Below are 18,692 nucleotides of genomic sequence, written 5' to 3'. Positions count from 1 at the left end.
AGGGTTTAGATTGCCCGTCCCCGACCCGCACGAGGGTCGGTCCGGGGCGTCTCACTCATCAGAACCATGGCCAAGAAAGCGCTCGTCACCGGTGGCGCGGGGTTCATCGGCTCGCACGTGGCCGACCTGCTCGTCGCCGAGGGCTATGAGGTCACCGTCATCGACAACCTGTCGAGCGGCCGGCGGGAGAACCTGAACCCCGCCGCCACGTTCCACGAGCTCGACATCGGCTCGCCCGAGACGGCGGCGCTCGTGCGCGAGGGCGGCTTCGACGTCGTCGCGCATCTCGCGGCGCAGATCGACGTGCGGAAGAGCGTGAACGACCCGGCGTTCGATGCGCGCCAGAACATCCTCGGGTCGCTCAACGTCCTCGAGGCGGCGAAGCAGAGCGGTCGCCCGCCACGCGTGATCTTCGCGTCGACCGGCGGCGCGCTGTACGGCGACTTCGTGACGCCGCCGGCCACGGAGACCGATCCGAAGGATCCCGAGTCGCCGTACGGCATCGCGAAGCTGAGCGTCGAGTACTACATGGCGTACTACGCGCGGCAGCACGGCATGGAGTGCTGCGCGATGCGGTTCGCGAACGTGTACGGGCCGCGCCAGGATCCGCACGGCGAGGCGGGGGTGGTCGCGATCTTCTGCAACCGCATCCTCGACGGCCGCGCCATGACGACGTTCGGCACCGGTGAGCAGACGCGCGACTACGTGTTCGTGAAGGACGTCGCGCGCGCGGTGTTCGCCGCGGCGACGAAGAGCTTGCCGGCGGTCGGCCCGCTCGACGCGCGCGCGTTCAACGTCGGCACGGGGATCGAGACATCGGTGAACGAGCTGGCCGCGCAGCTGAAGGCGGCGGCCGGGTCGGACACGGCGATCGAGCGCGCGCCCGCTCGCACGGGTGAGCTGCAGCGCAGCGCGCTCGTCATCGACAAGGCACGCCGCGAGCTCGGGTGGGCACCGCAGGTGTCGCTCGCCGACGGGCTGCGCGAGACGTACGAGTTCTTCGCCGCCCGGCGGCGGGCGCCCGCGACGGCATGATGGCGCGCCCGCTCGTCTGGCGCGGCGCGGCGTCGTTAGGCACCCGGCTCGCCCCGCTCGCCTCCCTGGTCGCCCTGCCGCTCGTCGCGCCGTCGGTCGGCGCGCAGCAGCTCTCGCAGCCCGCGCGCGCCGGGGTCCCCAGCACGCCGATGGAGCTCATCGCCGAGGGCTCCACGGCGACGAAGATCGTGCTCGCGCTGCTCGTCGTGCTGTCGCTCATCAGCTGGGGTGTGATGCTCGCGAAGTGGTTCGAGCTGCGCCGCGTCACGCGCTCGGGGCACGCGTTCCTGCGCGAGTTCGAGCACGCGCCGTCGCTCGACGCGGCGGAGACGGCGGCGAACCGCGCGATGGCGAGCCCGTTCACCGACGTGTTCCGCCGCGCGATGCTGTTCCTCTCCGAGACGCGTCCCGCGTTAGGCGGCACCACCGATCGCACGGCGCGCCTCAGCGGCTCGCAGGTCGAGGCGCTGCGGCTCGTGCTCGACGCCGAGACCAACGCGGAGCGCGATCGCCTGTCGCGCTTCATCCCGTGGCTCGCGACGATCGGCTCGGTCAGCCCGCTCATCGGTCTGTTCGGCACGGTGCTCGGCGTCATCTCCGCGTTCACCGGCATCGCGCAGAAGGGATCCGGCAACCTCGGCGCGGTGGCGCCGGGCGTCGCGGAGGCGCTCATCGCGACCGCCGCGGCGCTCGCGGTCGCCATTCCGGCGGTGTTCGGGTACAACATCTTCGCGAGCCGGCTGAACCGCGTCGACAGCGAGCTCGAAGGGTTCGGCTCGGAGCTCATCGCGATGCTCGTGCGCGAGGGGAGGATCTGATGCGTCGCCGGCGGGGGGGCATGGCGCTGAACGCCGAGATCAACGTGGTCAGCCTCATCGACGTGATGATGCTGCTCATGGTGATCTTCATGATCACGGCGCCGATGATGACCGGCGGCGTGGACGTGGCGCTGCCCTCCGCCGAGACGAAGGCGCTCGAGCCGAAGAGCGGCCTAACGGTGAGCGTGACGAAGGCCGGCGAGATCTACGTCGACGACGCGCGGATGACGTACGAGGAGTTCCGCGGCGCGTTCAAGGCGCTCGCCGACAAGCGCGGCGAGGGCGGCGTCTACCTGCGCGCCGACGCGGGCGTGCCGTACGGGCTCGTGGTGCGCGTGCTCGCCGCGATGCGCGCCAGCGGCGTGTCCGACGTGGGGCTCGTCGCGGAGCCGGAGGGCGGCGCGTGAGCGCGGCACCGGCGGAGCTCGGGCCGTCGCCCGCGCGGCAGCGCGCGCGCCGCGCGGCGTCGTGGCGCACGCCCGGGCCGGATGCCGCCGTGTCGAAGCGGCTCGCCGGCGGTATCGGCGTCTCCGCGCTGCTGCACGTGGCGGCGCTCGCCGCGCTCCTGCTTCACCGCGCCCCGCCGCGGCCGGCCGAGCCGCCGGTCTACCGTGTAGACCTCGTGGCCGCGCCGCCGGGGCCGCGGTCGATCGGCACGGTGACGCCGGAGCCACCGGCCGCCGCCCCGGCGCCCGCGCCCACGCCGCCGAAGGCGACGCCCGCGCCGACGCCGCCTCCGCGCGCCGAGGCCCCGCCGCCGAAGGCGAAGCCGCTGCCGACGCCCGTGAAGGCGAAGCCCGCGCCGGCGAAGGCGACCCCCGTCCCGCCGACGAAGGCGAACACGGCGAAGGCGGCCCCGAAGACGACGACGCCCCCGAAGGCGACGACGCCCGAGAAGAGCACCGCGAAGGGGACGCCGGGCCCGCGCGCCGGCGGTGGGCCGGAAGGCGGCAAGGGCGCGGACGTCGCGAACGTCCACGTGAAGGGGCTCGATTTCCCGTTCCCCGGGTATCTCGCGAACATCGTCCGCCAGGTCGCGCTCGTCTTCTCACCGCCGCGCGGGGGCGCGTACACCGCGGACGTGTCGTTCCTCATTCACCGGGACGGGTCCGTGACCGACGTGCGCTTCGTGCGGCGCTCGGGCAGCTACTCGTTCGACCTCGAGGCGCAGGGCGCGATCGAGGCGGTGTCGTCGAAGCGCGCGTTCGGGCCGCTGCCCGACGAGTTCCGCGGCGACGTGCTCCCGGTGACGTTCAGCTTCGATCCTCGCGTCATCCGGTAGATGCAGCGTCTCTCCGTACCGTCGACCCTCGCGGTGTTCGCCGCGCTCGCGCTCTCCGCGCTCGCGCTTCCCACGGCGGCCCGCGCGCAGGTCGACACGAATCCCCGGCCGGGCGTCAGCGTCCGGCTGAACTACGATGCCGGCACGCGGCCGGGCGTCATCGTGCTCCCGGTGCGCGGCGCCGGCGGCGACTCCATCCGGGCGATCATCCAGCGCGACCTCGATTACGGCGACCGTGTGAACGTCGTCACGGGGAGCGCGGCCGATGCGCCGATGACCGACGGGCGCATCAACTATGCGCTCGCCGCGAAGCTCGGCGCCGCCGCGGTGGTGCAGGGCACGCTCACGAACGCCGGGGCGCTGCACGTCGCCGTGCACGACGTGGCGCGCCAGCAGGTGCTCACGGTGCGCGACTTCCCGCTCGGCGCGTTCGCGGCGTCGGCGGCGTGGCGGCTGTCGGTGCACGCGGTGTCGGACCAGATCGAGCAGTGGCTCACGGGGGTGCGCGGCATCGCGGCGACGCGGCTCGCGTTCGAGCGTGACGGGCGCGTGTGGATCGTGGACAGCGACGGCGAGTACGCGCGGCCGATCTCCGAGCGGGGCGCGCTGTCGCCCGCGTGGCACCCGAGCGGCACCGCGGTCGTCTACGGCACGCTCGACGATGCGGGGCGGCAGCGCATCGTGGCGCAGAGCCTCGACGGCGGCGCGCGCGTGCTCGCGTCGTCGCCGGTGACGAACCTCACCCCCACCGTGTCGCCCGACGGGCAGACCGTCGTGTACGCGCACGGCGAGGAGGCGGGTGTCGACCTCTACGCGGTGCCGTTCGGTGGCGGCTCCCCGCGTCGACTCACGGTCGGGCGCGGCTCGATCAACGTGTCGCCGACGTTCAGCCCGGACGGTCGGCGTGTCGCGTTCACGTCGGGGCGTTCCGGGCACCCGGAGGTTTATATTACCGACGCCGACGGCGCCGACGTCGATTTGCTCACCTCGTACGACTTCGGTGACCAGAACTACCGGTCGGATCCGGACTGGTCGCCCGACGGACGGTTGGTGGCGTTCCAGTCGATGATCGGCGGCGTGTTCCAGGTGTTCACGATCTCGCTGCGTGACCGGAGCGTGAAGCGGCTGACGACCGAGGCGCGCAACGAGGCGCCATCGTGGGCGCCGGACTCGCGCCACGTAGTCATCATGTCGACGCGCACGGGCAGCCGGCAGCTGTTCGTGCTCGACACCGAGACGGGGCGCGCACGGCAGCTCACGCGCGGGGCGAGCACGCGCATGCCGGCATGGTCGCCGCCGCTCGTGCGCGCGCCCTAGGCCCCCCGCCTAACCGAGAACCCCGCCGAGCACGCCCGGCTCGCGCGGACCCCCCAGGGAGATCTTCGCAATGGCCAGCCTCGTTCGTTCGTTCGCGTCCACTCGCTCCGCCGTGCTATTCGTCGTGGCGGCCGCGTCCCTCGCCGCCTGCCACAAGAAGAAGCCGGCCCCCGCGCCGACGCCGACCACCACGACGTTCAACGAGGACAGCGCGCGTCGCGCGCAGGCCTACGCCGACTCGGTGCGTCGGGCGCAGGAGCGCGCGCGCTTCGTCGCCGATTCGATCGACCGCGCGAATCGCGACCGCGCGTCGCGGCTCGCGGCGGCGCGGACGGCGCTCACGGCCCCGATCTTCTTCGACTACGACATGGCGGAGATCCGCGACGACGCGCGCGCGACGCTCGAGTCGAAGCTCCCGATCCTGACGGCGAACCCGGACATCCGCCTGCGCATCGCGGGCCACACCGACAGCCGCGGCTCCGACGAGTACAACCTCGCCCTCGGCTCGCGCCGCGCGGCGTCGGTGAAGGCGTTCCTCTCCGAGCGCGGCGTCGACGGCTCGCGCATGGAGATCGTGAGCTTCGGCAAGGAGCGGCCGACGTGCACGGAGGAGGAGGAGTCGTGCTGGTCCCGCAACCGTCGCGCGGAGTTCGAGCTCACCGCCGGCGGCCAGAATCTCACGCTGCCTAACAGCGACCGGTGACGATGAACACCCCGCCGTACGCGCGCGCGCTCCGTCGAGTTGCGTCGCTCGCCGCGCTCCTCGCGTGCGGCGGGTGCTTCGCCACGCGCAACGATGTTCGTCTGCTGCAGACGGACATCGCCACGCTCCGCGCCGAGCGCGCCTATGGCGACTCGGCGCGTGCCGCGCAGATCGACCGCATCATCCGCCAGCTCACCATCACGAGCGACACGCTGCGCTACATCGCGACGCAGTCGGGCCGCTTCGAGGGCGACGCGCGCGAGTCGCTGCGTGAGCTGCGCGAGGCGGTCACGCAGGTGCAGGAGGTCACGGGGCAGCTGCAGCGCCGCCTGCAGGAGGTGCGCGCGGCGGTGGAGGCGCGCGCCGAGCCGGCGATCCCGCCCGCCACGCCCGGCGACACCACCGCCGGGACGGCCGGCGCGGCCCCCGGGCCGAACCAGCTCTACCAGCTCGCCCTCGACCAGTACCAGCGCGGCAGCTACGCGACGGCGCGCGCCGGCTTCGAGGATCTGCTGCGCCGCTACCCGACCGCGGACGTCGCCGCCGACGCGCAGTACTACGACGCGGAGTCGTTCGCCGCGGAGAAGAACACCGGCGCGGCCGACTCCGCGTACGCGGCGCTGGTGACGCGCTACCCGTCGTCGCCGCGCGCGGCGCAGGCGCTGTACAAGCGCGCGCGCATCAAGCAGAGCGCGGGGCGGACCTCCGAGGCGCGCACGCTGTACCAGGAGCTCGTGCGCAAGTATCCGAAGTCCGACGAGGCCGTGCTCGCGTGCGGCGCGATGCCCAGCGTCTGTCCGAAGCGCTGAGCGCAGGCGGAGGCGGATGGCGAAGTTCATGAAGGGCAGCGCCGAGATGCCGTTCCTCGATCACCTCGAGGAGCTGCGCTGGCGCATCCTGTACTCGCTCATCGCGTTCTGCGTCGGATTGTTCGTCGCCTTCGTGCTGCTGCAGAAGGTCGACGTCATCCGCTTCCTCGAGCGTCCGGTGCTGCCGTACCTGCACGGGCGCAAGCTCGTGTTCACGCATCCCGGCGATCCGTTCGGCATCGTGCTGAACGCCGCGTTCGCGCTCGGGGTCATCCTCGCGCTGCCGGTCATCGGCTACCAGGCGTGGGCGTTCTTCGCGCCGGCGCTGTACGCGCACGAGAAGAAGCTCGTCGTCCCCGTGCTGCTCGGGGCGGTCGGGCTGTTCCTCGCCGGCGTCGCGCTCTCGTTCTACGTCGTCCTGCCGTTCACGCTCGGCTTCCTGCTGAACTTCCAGACGGAAGCGCTGGAGCCGATGATCACGGCGAGCGAGTACTTCGGGTTCGCGATCAGCATGTCGCTCGCGTTCGGCGCGGTGTTCGAGCTGCCGATCCTGATCCTCGCGCTCACCGCGCTCGGCATCGTGACGCCGGCGTTCCTCTCGAAGTACCGCCGGCACGCGATCGTGCTGTGCGTGGTGGGCGCCGCGTTCATCACGCCGGGTGCCGACCCGACGTCGCTGTTCGCGCTGTCCGTGCCACTGTATCTGCTGTTCGAGCTGAGCGTGGTGCTGTCGAAGGCGATCTACGCCCGTCGCCAGCGTCGCGCGCTGGCCGATAACACCATCGGTACGCTCGACCAGCCGGGCGCCGCGTGAGTCGCCGCGTCGCCCTGGGCGCGCTCGCCCTCGTGCTCGTCGGCGCGTCGCTCGTCGGCGCGTCGCGGCTGCGCGCGCAGAACCCGGTTCCGGGACTGCCGCCGAGCGCCGTCCCGACGCTGCCCCCCGCGCGCCCCGACACGACGCGCGCTCGAGCGCCCGGCGACACCACCGGCGGGCCTCCGGGCGCGCCGGTGGAGCTCGTGAAGTGGGCGGCGACGGACTCCGTGTTCGAGGAGCTGCTGAAGCGCGAGGGCTACCGCGCCGTGCGCTATCAGGGCGACACGGTGCGCTTCCGCGCATCGGACCGCGTGCTCGTGCTCGAAGGGAAACCGGCCGCGGTACAGCGCGAGGACGTCACGCTCGTCGGGCACTCGGTCATCTACAACGACTCCACGCAGATCGTCACCGCCACCGCGGACACCGCGCGGCGCGACAGCGTGGTGATGCGGCAGCCGGAGCAGGCGGACCTCATCGTCCAGACGAGCATCGTCTACGACATCGCCTCGCAGAAGGGCACGATCCGCAACTTCCGCACGGCCGCGACGCAGGGCGAGACGTGGTACGTGAGCGGCGCGCGCGGCACCATGGTGAGCGACACGACGGTGCAGGGCGGCCGCATCTTCTTCGCGCACAACGGGTCGATCACGAGCTGCAACGACAGCATCCCGCACTACCACTTCCAGGCGAAGGACATCAAGTACGTCCAGAAGAATCTGCTCGTGGTGCGCCCCGCGGTGCTGTACATCGGCGACGTGCCGGTGCTGTGGCTGCCGTTCGTCTTCCAGGACACGCGCAGCGGGCGACGCAGCGGGCTGCTCACGCCGCGCTTCGGCATCGCGGAGCTGCTGCGCAACAGCCCGAGCTACAAGCGCTCGCTCGAGAATCTCGGCTACTACGTGAACATGGGGAAGTACGCCGACGCGCAGGCGTGGTTCGATTGGCGCAGCGGCTCGCGCGGCGACACGTTCGACCCCGGCTACGTGCAGTTCAACGCCGAGTCGCGCTACAAGATCATCGACCGGTTCCTGCAGGGGCGGCTCTCCGCGTCGTACAATGCGCGCCGCGACGGCACGCGCAACACCGCCATCTCGTTCGCCCACGAGCAGTCGTTCAACCAGAACCGGCACATCTCGGCGAACCTGAACTGGGTCCAGAACACCACGGTCCAGCGGCAGAACACGTACAACCCGAGCGCGGTGCTCGGCACCATCAGCTCGCAGCTGAACTACTCGGACAAGTTCGGGCCCGTATCGTTCAGCGCCGGCGGCTCGCGCAAGCAGTATCCCGGGCGGCCGCAGGTCGATCAGGACTTCCCGAACATCAACCTGTCGACCGGGACGCTGAGCCTCGCGCCGTGGCTCGACTGGACGCCGACGCTGTCGTTCTCGAACACGCAGAACTTCCGCATCGACCAGGGCACGCAGTTCGACTCCGTGTTCACGCTGAGCCCGAGCGGCTCGCTCGTCGCCAAGCCGGTGCGCGCGTCGCGCCGCAACACGAACCTCGGCTTCGAGACGCCGCTGAAGATCTTCGACTTCCAGTGGCAGAACTCCTTCCGCTTCACGGAGGACGTGCAGGACTTCCCGCAGACGCGCGTCGTCTACCGCGACATCCGCGACACGTCGACGAAGGAGACGCGCGTCTTCAACCAGACGTACACGTCGAACCTGTTCTACCAGACCGGGTTCTCGCTGCCGCGCTTCTTCCAGGGCACGTGGAACGTCAGCCCGACGGTGTCGATCCAGAACGTCGACCCGCAGTTCGGCCTCTTCGTGCGCACGGAGCGGACGGGCGGGCAGTGGGTGAACCAGGGTTTCCGCCTGTCGTACGGCATCAGCTCCTCGCCGACGTTCTACGCGTTCCCGCCGGGCTTCGGGCCCGTGGAGCGGTTCCGTCATTCCATCTCGCCGTCGTTCTCGCTCACGTACTCGCCGGCGAAGAGCGTGAGCGACGAGTTCCTCTCGGCCGTCGGCGCGACGCGGCAGGGCTATCTCGGCTCGCTGAAGCAGGCGCGCTTCGCGATGCAGCTCACGTCGAACATCGAGGCGAAGCTGCGCGGACGGAAGGGCGACACGACGAACGTGACGGGCAACAAGGTGCGGCTGCTGTCGGCGAACTTCACGGGGCTCAACTACGATTTCGTGATCGCCGACTCGGTCGGCAAGAGCCTGTTCAACCGCCGCGGCATCACCGACCAGACGTGGGGCTACACGCTGCAGTCGGATCTGCTGCCGGGGATGAGCTTCCGCACGAACTACTCGCTGTTCCTGGGCAACCCGCAGAGCGACACCGCGGTCTTCAAGCCGTACCTCACGAACATCGACGTCACGTTCTCGCTCGACCGCAACTCGGCGCTGTTCCGCACCATCGGGAAGCTGTTCGGCATCACGCCGTCGACGCCGGCCGGGAACTCCCCGTCGTCGGCCACCACGCCGACGGGCAATCCGCGCGGCGGCGATCCGTTCTTCTCGCAGCAGGCGGTCGCGCAGCAGGTGGCGGGCAGCGCGGCGCGCAACGCGCAGTTCGACATCCCGTCGGGCCAGGGATGGCAGGCGAGCTTCACGTTCACCTCCAGCCGGCAGCGCCCCGACATCCGCGGCAACCTGGTGACGATCGATCCCACGGTGCAGTGCCAGTCGTACCAGCAGGCCGGTGACGTCATCGGCTACGAGCTGTGCGTCGCGCGCGCGCAGACCGCGCCGCAGGCGGGAACGTCGCAGTTCGGCACGAGCACCTACGGCGGCGCGATCTTCCGGCAGCCGCCGGTGAAGTCGCTCCAGACCCAGACGTCGTTCCACCTCACGCAGAAGTGGGCCGCGTCGTGGAACACGTCGTACGATCTGGTGCGCAACAGCTTCGCGAGCAACGTCGTGAGCCTGCAGCGCGAGCTGCACGACTGGCGCGCGGTGTTCGCGTTCACGCAGTCGCCGAACGGCAACTTCGCGTTCAACTTCTTCGTCGCGCTGAAGGCGGAGCCCGACCTGAAGTTCGACTACAGCCGCAACACGTTCCGGTCGCCGAGCAGTCCGTTCTGAGGTGCGCCGTTCACGGCTCCACGTACGTGTTTCTGGAGGACTGAAGAAGGACTGAAGGAGGACTGAAGAAGGACCAACCCTTCTCGTTGGTGTCTCCTTCTTCAGTCCCTCTTCAGTCCTCCTTCAGTCCCACCACACCACGTACGTGGAGTCCAGGACGGCGCGACGGAGAGCGGAGTGGCCTTGCTCCCCGCGCGCCCCCTGTCGATCATTGTCCCAATGACGGGTTCGCAGGTCGACATCGATGGGACGTCGCTCACGCTCGACGCGGTGCGCGCGGTGGCGGACGGCGCGGCGACGGTGCGGCTCGCGCCGGAGGCGGCGGAGCGGATGCGGCGGTCGCGCGCCGTCGTCGACGGCGTCGTCGCGCGCAACGAGGTCGTGTACGGCGTCACGACCGGCTTCGGCAAGCTGTCGGAGGTCGCGATCCCGCCTGCGCGGCTGCTCGAGCTGCAGCGCAACCTCGTGCGCAGCCACGCGGCCGGCGTCGGTGCGCGGCTGCCGGAGCGCGAGGTGCGCGCGATGATGCTGCTGCGCGCCAACGTGCTCGCGCGCGGTCTGTCCGGCGCGCGGCCGGCGCTCGCCGAGCTGCTGGCGGGCATGCTGAACGACTTCCTGTATCCGCCGGTGCCGGAGCAGGGAAGCGTCGGCGCGAGCGGCGACCTGGCACCGCTGGCGCACCTCGCTCTGTCGCTGATCGGCGAGGGCACGCTCGTCACGCCCGACGGCGAGCGGCCGGCGGCCGACGCGCTGCGCGCCGCGGGGCTCGAGCCCGCGGTGCTCCAGCCGAAGGAAGGGATCGCGCTCATCAACGGCACGCAGGCGCACACCGCGGTCGCTGCGCTCGCGCTGCACGACGCGCTGCAGCTGTGGACGACGGCGCACGTCGCCGGCGCGATGAGCCTCGAGGCGCTCATGGGCACGCCCGTCGCGTTCGACGCGCGCATCCACGACGTGCGTGGGCAGCGCGGTCAGTGCGAGAGCGCCGCGCTCCTGCGCGCGCTGCTCGAGGACAGCGAGATCCGCGAGGCGCACCGGCACGGCGATCCGCGCGTGCAGGACGCCTATGCGCTCCGCTGCATGCCGCAGGTGCACGGTCCCGTGCGCGACGCGCTGCGGTTCGCCGAGGATCTCGTCGCGCGCGAGCTGAACGCCGCCACCGACAATCCGCTCGTGTTCGACGACGGCGCGATGCTGAGCGGCGGCAACTTCCACGGCCAGGCGGTCGCGATGGCGTGCGACGTCATGTCGATCGCGCTCACGAACCTGGCGACGATGTCGGAGCGGCGCATCGACCGCGTCGTGCACCCCGACTTCAACTATGGGCTTCCCGCATTCCTCGCGTCGGATCCCGGCGTGCACTCGGGGTTCATGATCGCGCAGGTCACCGCCGCGGCGCTCGCCAGCGAGTGCAAGGTGCTGTCGCATCCGGCGAGCGTGGACACCATCCCGACCGACGGCAACAAGGAGGACGTGGTGCCCATGGCGATGGGTGCCGCGGTGAAGCTGCGGCGCATCGTCGCGAACGTCCGGCGCGTGCTCGCCGTGGAGCTCATGTGCGCGGCACAGGGCATCGACCTGCGCGCGCCGCTGCGCCCCGCCGCCGCGCTCCGTGCCGCGCACGCCGCCGTGCGCGCGCGCGTGCCGCGGCTCGCCGAGGACCGCGTGCTCTCTCCCGACATCGAGGCGCTCGCCGGCGGCATCGCGGCGGACGCGTTCACGCCGCGCATCGCTGCGCAGGAGGTGACCTCGTGACGACCGTCGCCCCGACCTCGACACCCGCGACCGACCGCGCGTCCGCGCCGGCGTCGGGCCCGCGCCTCGTCCGCGCGCCGCGCGGCACCACGCTCTCGTGCCGCGGTTGGGAGCAGGAGGCGGCGATGCGCATGCTCATGAACAACCTCGACCCCGACGTCGCCGAGCGGCCGGACGACCTCGTGGTCTACGGCGGCACCGGACGCGCGGCGCGGAGCTGGGCCGCGTTCGACGCGATCGTCGACGCGCTGAAGTCGTTGGGCGACGACGAGACGCTCGTCGTGCAGAGTGGCAAGCCGGTCGCGGTGTTCCGCACGCACGACCAGGCGCCGCGCGTCATCCTCGCGAACTCCAACCTCGTGCCGCGCTTCGCGACGTGGGACGAGTTCCGCCGCCTGGAGGCGTTAGGCCTCACGATGTACGGGCAGATGACCGCGGGCTCGTGGATCTACATCGGCTCGCAGGGCATCGTGCAGGGCACGTACGAGACGTTCGCCGCCGTCGCTCGACAGCACTTCGGCGGCTCGCTCGCCGGCCGCCTCGTGGTCACCGCGGGGCTCGGCGGCATGGGCGGCGCGCAGCCGCTCGCGGCGACGATGAACGGCGCCGCGATCCTCGCCGTCGAGGTGGACGAGGCACGCGCCGACAAGCGGCTCGCCACGCGCTACTGCGACCGCAAGACGCACGACCTCGACGAGGCGTTAGGCTGGCTCGGCGCCGCGCAGCGCGCGGGCGAGGCGCTGTCGGTGGCGCTCATCGGGAACGCGGCGACGGTGTTGCCCGAGCTCGTGCGCCGCGGCGTCACGCCCGACGTCGTCACCGACCAGACGAGCGCGCACGACATGCTGCAGGGCTACGTGCCCGATGGCATGTCGCTCGCCGACGCGGCCGTGCTGCGCGCCGAGGATCCGGCGGCGTACGTGCGGCGCTCCACCGCGGCCGCGGCGCGGCACGTCGAGGCGATGCTGGAGATGCAGCGGCGCGGCGCGGTCGCGTTCGACTACGGCAACAACATCCGCACCGTCGCGTTCGACGCCGGCGTCGCGCGCGCGTTCGACATCCCCGGCTTCGTGCCGGCGTACGTGCGTCCGCTGTTCTGCGAGGGGAAGGGGCCGTTCCGCTGGGTCGCGCTGTCGGGCGATGCGCGCGACATCGCGCGCACCGACGAGCTGGTGCTGGAGCTGTTCCCGCACGACGCGGCGCTGAAGCGGTGGATCACGCTCGCGCGCGAGCGCATCCAGTTCCAGGGCCTGCCGGCACGCATCTGCTGGCTGGGGCAGGGCGACCGCGCGAAGTTCGGCGTCGCGCTGAACGACCTCGTCGCGCGCGGGGAGATCGGCCCCATCGTCATCGGCCGCGACCACCTCGACACGGGGAGCGTCGCGTCGCCGTTCCGCGAGACCGAGGGGATGAAGGACGGCTCCGATGCGATCGCCGACTGGGCCGTGCTGAACGCGCTGCTGAACACCGCGAGCGGCGCGTCGTGGGTGTCGTTCCATCACGGCGGCGGCGTCGGCATCGGCAACTCGCTGCACGCGGGGCAGGTGATCGTCGCCGACGGGACGCCGCGCATGCGTGCGCGCCTGGAGCGCGTGCTCACGAACGACCCCGGCATCGGCGTCGCGCGCCACGCGGACGCGGGCTACGAGAGCGCCATCGAGACGGCTCGGCGAAACGGAATCACACTTCCCATGACGCGTTAGCTCCACGCTCCACGCTCCACGCTCCACGCTGACTCGACCCGAGCGTGGAGTGTGGAGCGGAGCGCGGAGCGTCGGAGTCCGATGCTCTCAGCGAAGTTCAAGCCGTACCACGTTCCGCTCTTCCTCGCGAAGTACGCGTGGCTCAAGGCGCGCAAGCGTCCCGTGCTCGTGCACTTCGAGGTCACGCTGCGCTGCAACGCGCGCTGCGGATTCTGCGACTACTGGAAGACCGACGCGTCCGCGAAGGCCGATGAGCTGAAGAGCTTCGCCGACGCGGCGCGCCACTTCGATCCGATGCTCGTCACGTTCACCGGGGGCGAGCCGCTGCTGCGGCGCGACCTCGAGGATCTCGTGGCCGCGGTCGACCGCGCGGTGCGGCTGAAGTACGTCACGCTCATCACGCACGGCGGGATGCTCACCCCCGAGCGGGCGACGTCGCTGTGGGACGCGGGCATCAATCAGTTCAACATCTCGCTCGACTACCTCGACGAGCGTCACGACCGCGCGCGCGGCATCCCGGGGCTCGTGGAGAAGATCTTCCGCACCGTGCCGGCCATGCGCGCGCGCGGCATCGACAACGTGCGCTTCAACACGGTCATCAAGGACGACAACCTCGATCAGATCCTGCCGATCGTGCGGCGCGCGGAGTCGGTGGGGTGCGGCGTGAACTTCAGCGTCTACACCGACAGCAAGAACGGCAACCGCGCGCATCTCGTGCGCGGCGAGCAGCTGGCCGAGGTACAGGCGGTCGTCGACGAGCTGCTCGCGTTCAAGCGGCGGCGGCGTGGCGTGATCACGAACTCGGACTACTACCTCGAGCAGATCCCGCGCTACCTGCGCGGCGAGATGACCGAGCCGTGCCGCAGCGGACGCGACACGATCCACATCAGCCCCACGGGCCACGTCCGGCGCTGCCCCGACTTCCCGACCGACTTCCACTGGTCGGACTACCGCACGTACGAGCCGATCGACTGCAACGCGTGCTACTACGCGTGCCGCGGCGAGGCGCAGGCCCCCATCCGCATCGCGTCGCGCGTCGCCGATGTCATGGGGACGGCGGCGAGATGAGCGATTCCGTCTCACGCGGAGACGCGGAGAACGCGGAGCAATCCCAAAGCGATGGGCAGTTCTCCGCGGTCTCCGCGTCTCCGCGTGAGACGCTGTTCCTGAACGTCGGACAGCTCGCGACCTGCGCGGGCCCCGCGCGCGCCCGCCGCGGCGTTGAGCTGTCCGACGCCGGCGTCAGGCAGGGCGTCGGCGTCGCCGTCGTCGGAGAGCGCATCGCCGCGGTCGCGCCCGACGGCGAGCTGCGTCGCCTGCATCCCGACGCCCACGTCATCGACTGCGGCGGCCGGCTGCTCACGCCCGGACTCGTCGACTCGCACACGCACGCCATCTTCGGACGCGCGCGCGCTACGAGGAGCAGGAGCTGCGCGCCACCGGCGTGCCGTACCAGGAGATCGCCCGGCGCGGCGGCGGCATCCACAGCTCCGTGCGCGACCTCCGCGGTCGCTCCGAGGACGACCTGTTCGCGCTCGCCCGGCCGCGGCTCGAGCGCCTCGCCTCGTACGGCACGACCACCGTGGAGGTGAAGTCCGGCTACGGCCTGTCGCTCGACGACGAGCTGAAGACGCTGCGGGTGATCCGCCGCCTGGCCGAGCGGCTGCCGATGCGCATCGTCCCGACGTTTCTGGGGGCGCACGAGATCCCGCTCGAGTACCGGTCCCGGGACGGGGGGCGGGCCGAGTATGTGAGGCTGGTCACCGAGGCGATGCTGCCCGCGGTCGCCGCCGAGGGGCTGGCGCGATTTGCTGACGTTTTCTGTGAGCCGGGCGTCTATACGCTGGAGGAGAGCCGCGTGCTGCTCGAGGCCGCCCGCGCCCGCGGGTTGGGGCTCAAGCTGCACGCCGACGAGCTGGAGCCGTCGGGAGGGGCCGAGCTGGCCGCTGCCCTCGGCGCCGTCTCCGCCGACCACCTGGCGGCGGTGAGCGAGGCGGGCGTCCAGGCGCTCGCCGCGTCGGGGACCGTGGCGACCCTCCTCCCGGGAACGATGCTGTTCCTGGGACGTGCCCGGCAGGCGCCGGCGCGCGCGCTGGTGGAGGCCGGCGTCGCCGTCGCGCTTGCGACCGACTTCAACCCCGGGACGAGTCCGACCGTCAACTTCCCCCTCGTGCTCACGCTCGCCGTCAGCCAGCTCCGCCTGAACGCGTCCGAGGCGCTCGTCGCCGCGACCGTCAACGGCGCGGCGGCGCTCGGTCTCGCCGACCAGGTCGGCCAGATCGCGCCCGGCTTCTCCGCCGATCTCGCGCTGTTCGACGCCGAGGACGTGCGCGAGATCCCGTACTGGTACGGCGATCGGTTGTGCAGGGGAACGTGGGCGCGCGGCGTCGCTTGTCACCCGTACGAGCCACGGGTAGCTTGCGCCGCGTTCGCGCCCGAGGACGAGCGGACTGGTCCCCCCTCGGAGCCTTCCCCCCGCTGATGTCCAACCTCGCGAAGCTCTCCAAGCAGGCGGTTCAGCTCGAGCACGATCGGCAGTTCGACAAGGCGCTCGCGCTCTACGCCCGGCTGTTCGATGAGGCGGCCGCCGACGGGGAAGAGGTCGACGTGGCGCTGTTCAATCGCGCCGGCGACGTCGCCATGCGGCTCGGCGACTCGGCTCGCGCGGTGGGGTACTTCGAGCGCGCGATCGACGCGTACGCGACCGGCGGGCTGCTGAACAACGCCATCGCCGTCTCCAACAAGCTGCTGCGGCAGGCGCCCGACCACGCGCCGACGCACTACACGCTGGCCGTCCTTCACGCGAAGCAGGGCTTCCGCGGCGACGCGAAGTACCACTTCGTCGAGTACGCCGAGCGGATGCACCGCGCCGGCCGCGACGACGAGGCGCTGAAGGCGCTCACCGAGTTCGCCGCGCTGTGTCCCGCGGACGACGACGCGCGCACCGCGCTCGCGCGGCACCTCGCGAAGGGGAACCGCGGCACGGAGATCGGCGCCAAGCTGGAGGCGATGCTCCCCGTCGCGCCGGAGCCGGCCGAGGAAGCCGCTGCGAAGAGCCCGACGCCGCTGGGCGGCGTCGTCGTCGCGGCGGCGCCGTCCGACGACAACGGGCGCGACCTGGTCTTCCTCGACGTCTCGATGGACTCCATCGCGGCCCCGGTCGCCGCCGTGGCCGGCCTGGAGCTGACCGCCGTGTCGGCGGAGCTGCCGCCGTTCGAGCCGGAGCCGGCGCCGTCGGGCACCACCGAGGTCGAGCCGGGGCTGCTCGTGGAGACCGCGGGGCACGTGGACCTCGACGACGAGCCCTCGTGGGGCGTCGACCCGCTACCGCTGGTCGACGTCGAGGACGACGTGGACGTCCCGTCGTTCGGTGCGCTGCCGCTCCTCGACGACGAGGCGCCGCAGCCCATGGCGCTCGTCGCCGACGCGGCGCCCTCGTTCGACACGCTGGACGGCCTCGACACGCTCGAGAGCCTGGACACCTTCGACGGTCTCGAGACGCTGGACACGCCGGCGCCGACCGTCGCGCTGCCGTCGATCGAGACGCTCGACGAGGATCCGCTCGCGGATGAGCCGCCCGGCCACGCGCCGCTCGGCCACGAGCCGCTCGAGCTCGACGGGATCGCGATTCCCGAGATCGACGTGACGTCGCTGGAGATCGACACGATGGAGCTCGACGCGCCGGCGGACGAGCCGCTCGCGTTCGAGCCGATGCCTGCCGAGACGCTGGCGTTCGATGCGGTCGACGCGTTCGAGGCGGTCGACGCGTGCGAGGAGGAGCCCGTCACGCTGCAGGTCGAGCCCGAGCAGCCGGAGCCCGAGCCGTTCGTCGAGCCGCAGCCCGCGGCGACGCCGGTGCCGCGCGCCGAGTCGTTCATCGACCTCGGCGACTGGATCCGCGACGCGGAGCCGGCGCGCTCGACGCGCATCACCACCGAGGACGTCAAGCCGACCGGTGACGAGGCCGCGGACTTCGAGCGCATGCTCGGCGTCTTCAAGGCGGGCCTCGCCCGCAACGTCGACGCGAGCGACCACGCCAGCCACTACGACCTCGGCGTCGCGTTCCGGGAGATGGGGCTCATTGAGGAGGCGATCGGCGAGTTCCAGCGCGCGGCGCGGTCGCCGCAGGGTGCGCTCCGGGCGCGCGAGGCGCTCGGCCAGTGCTTCCTCGATCGCGGGTCGCCGGAGCTGGCCATCGGCGTGCTCGAGCGTGCGCTCGACGAGGCGACGGCCGGCGGCGACGGGAATGAGCTGGCGCTGCTCGGGGTCGTTTATCTTCTCGGGGAGGCGCACACGCGGCTGGGGCAGCACAAGCCGGCGCGCGCCTGCTTCCAGCGCGTCGTCACGGCGGACATCGAGTTCCGCGACGCCGCCCGACGCCTAACGCAACTGCCAGCCCCGACTCCATGACGCTGTCCGCGCGCTCCCGCGCCGACGTTGCCGCTGCGCTGAACGACATCCAGGCGCCCGTGCGCGACCGCCTCGGGGCGGTGTCGGCCGAGATCTGGCGCATCGTCGCCGCCGACCTGCCGCTCGCCGAGGAGGTCGGCGCTCACCTGATGGGCATGAAGGGGAAGATGTTCCGTCCCACGCTCCTTCTGCTCGCCAGCGCGGTCGACGACACGCCGGACGATGTGCGCGCGATTCCGCTCGCCGCGACGGTCGAGGTGCTGCACCTCGCCACGCTCGTGCACGACGACGCGGTGGACCACTCGGTGCTCCGCCGCGGGATGCCGACCGTGAACGCGCTCTACAGCCACCAGATCTCGGTCATCATGGGCGACTATCTGTACGCCCGCACGATGGCCGAGCTGGTGCGCGTCGGGGACTTCGAGGTCATGCGCGTCTTCGCGCGCTCGTCGACGGAGATGACGATCGGTGAGCTGCGACAGCTCTCCGCGTTCGACGCGCTGCGCTTCGACGAAGACGACTACTTCCGCCTGATTCGCGCGAAGACGGCGGCCCTGTTCCGCACCGCGACCGAGGTCGGCGCCCTCTGCGGCGCCGCGAGCCACCGTTCCGCGCTCGCGACGTTCGGCGAGCGGCTCGGCATGGCGTTCCAGATCGCCGACGACCTGCTCGACTACACCGAGGCGCAGGAGATGACCGGCAAGCCCACGGGGCTCGACCTGCGCGAGCACAAGGTCACGCTGCCCCTCATCGCGGCGCTGCGCGACATGCCCGCCGCCCCGCGCCAGCGGGTCGAGCAGCTGTTCTCCGAGCCCGCGCCGAACGATGCGCTCGTCGCCGATGTCGTGAGCATCGTGACCGAGCACGGGGGCCTCGAGTACGCGCGGCGCCGCGGCGAGCAGGTCACGCGCGAGGCCGAGGAGGCGCTCGCCTCACTCCCCGAGTCGGCGGCGCGGACCGCGCTGTTCGACGCGATCGGCTATGTCCTCGACCGGCGCTGGTGACGAC

At 71.6% G+C, this 18,692-nt stretch carries 16 protein-coding genes; 15 read left to right on the top strand and 1 reads right to left on the bottom strand.

Annotated features, from left to right (window positions below):
• The first annotated feature begins 66 nt into the window (after positions 1–66).
• The 12 genes from J421_RS17910 (at position 67) to J421_RS17855 (ending at position 14,342) form a co-directional block, all read left to right on the top strand.
• A complete protein-coding gene (locus J421_RS17910; RefSeq protein WP_025412549.1) occupies positions 67–1,035 on the top strand; it encodes an NAD-dependent epimerase/dehydratase family protein in 969 nt (322 codons plus the stop codon).
• A complete protein-coding gene (locus J421_RS17905) occupies positions 1,032–1,853 on the top strand; it encodes a MotA/TolQ/ExbB proton channel family protein (RefSeq protein ID WP_104022771.1) in 822 nt (273 codons plus the stop codon). The genes J421_RS17910 and J421_RS17905 overlap by 4 nt, the downstream gene beginning before the upstream one ends.
• Entirely contained in the window at positions 1,853–2,260 is a 408-nt protein-coding gene (locus J421_RS17900) for an ExbD/TolR family protein (protein ID WP_104022770.1), read from the top strand. The genes J421_RS17905 and J421_RS17900 overlap by 1 nt, the downstream gene beginning before the upstream one ends.
• Positions 2,257–3,135, top strand: coding sequence for a TonB C-terminal domain-containing protein (locus tag J421_RS17895; protein WP_025412546.1), 879 nt, complete (start codon positions 2,257–2,259; stop codon positions 3,133–3,135). Before J421_RS17900 ends, J421_RS17895 begins: the two co-directional genes overlap by 4 nt.
• Positions 3,136–4,452, top strand: coding sequence for a PD40 domain-containing protein (locus tag J421_RS17890; protein WP_025412545.1), 1,317 nt, complete (start codon positions 3,136–3,138; stop codon positions 4,450–4,452).
• A 124-nt stretch (positions 4,453–4,576) separates the two neighbouring features.
• On the top strand, positions 4,577–5,155 hold the full coding sequence (pal, locus tag J421_RS17885; protein WP_025412544.1) for a peptidoglycan-associated lipoprotein Pal: 579 nt from the start codon (positions 4,577–4,579) through the stop codon (positions 5,153–5,155).
• 2 nt (positions 5,156–5,157) lie between these two features.
• On the top strand, positions 5,158–5,964 hold the full coding sequence (locus J421_RS17880; protein WP_104022768.1) for a tetratricopeptide repeat protein: 807 nt from the start codon (positions 5,158–5,160) through the stop codon (positions 5,962–5,964).
• Positions 5,965–5,980: 16 nt separating this feature from the next.
• Positions 5,981–6,778: a twin-arginine translocase subunit TatC gene (gene tatC / locus J421_RS17875; protein WP_025412542.1), complete on the top strand. Its 798-nt coding sequence runs from the start codon at positions 5,981–5,983 to the stop codon at positions 6,776–6,778.
• Entirely contained in the window at positions 6,775–9,816 is a 3,042-nt protein-coding gene (locus J421_RS17870; protein WP_025412541.1) for an LPS-assembly protein LptD, read from the top strand. The genes tatC and J421_RS17870 overlap by 4 nt, the downstream gene beginning before the upstream one ends.
• A 219-nt stretch (positions 9,817–10,035) precedes the next feature.
• Positions 10,036–11,571 carry a histidine ammonia-lyase gene (gene hutH, locus J421_RS17865; RefSeq protein ID WP_025412540.1) on the top strand — a complete coding sequence of 512 codons (1,536 nt, stop codon included), beginning with the start codon at positions 10,036–10,038 and terminating at the stop codon, positions 11,569–11,571.
• On the top strand, positions 11,568–13,274 hold the full coding sequence (hutU, locus tag J421_RS17860) for a urocanate hydratase (protein WP_025412539.1): 1,707 nt from the start codon (positions 11,568–11,570) through the stop codon (positions 13,272–13,274). The genes hutH and hutU overlap by 4 nt, the downstream gene beginning before the upstream one ends.
• Before the next feature lie 81 nt (positions 13,275–13,355).
• Positions 13,356–14,342, top strand: a complete 987-nt coding sequence (locus tag J421_RS17855; RefSeq protein ID WP_148306378.1) for a radical SAM protein — start codon at positions 13,356–13,358, stop codon at positions 14,340–14,342.
• A gap of 11 nt (positions 14,343–14,353) precedes the next feature.
• On the opposite strand, the gene J421_RS17850 is transcribed toward J421_RS17855, so the two are convergent.
• Complete coding sequence (locus tag J421_RS17850; RefSeq protein WP_104022767.1) at positions 14,354–14,659, bottom strand: hypothetical protein; 306 nt, start codon at positions 14,657–14,659, stop codon at positions 14,354–14,356.
• Here J421_RS17850 and hutI point away from each other — a divergent pair.
• From hutI to J421_RS17835, 3 genes are read left to right on the top strand one after another with little or no spacing between them, the layout of a single operon-like run.
• Complete coding sequence (gene hutI, locus J421_RS17845) at positions 14,617–15,756, top strand: imidazolonepropionase (protein WP_104022766.1); 1,140 nt, start codon at positions 14,617–14,619, stop codon at positions 15,754–15,756. The two genes, J421_RS17850 and hutI, sit on opposite strands and share 43 nt — an antisense overlap.
• Entirely contained in the window at positions 15,756–17,684 is a 1,929-nt protein-coding gene (locus tag J421_RS17840) for a tetratricopeptide repeat protein (RefSeq protein ID WP_025412537.1), read from the top strand. Before hutI ends, J421_RS17840 begins: the two co-directional genes overlap by 1 nt.
• Positions 17,681–18,688, top strand: coding sequence for a polyprenyl synthetase family protein (locus tag J421_RS17835; RefSeq protein ID WP_104022765.1), 1,008 nt, complete (start codon positions 17,681–17,683; stop codon positions 18,686–18,688). Before J421_RS17840 ends, J421_RS17835 begins: the two co-directional genes overlap by 4 nt.
• Positions 18,689–18,692: the final 4 nt, after the last annotated feature.

The sequence above is a fragment of the Gemmatirosa kalamazoonensis genome (assembly GCF_000522985.1).
GTDB lineage: Bacteria > Gemmatimonadota > Gemmatimonadetes > Gemmatimonadales > Gemmatimonadaceae > Gemmatirosa > Gemmatirosa kalamazoonensis.
Note: the sequence above shows the minus strand (reverse complement) of the source record. Positions and strands in the feature narration are given on the sequence as shown.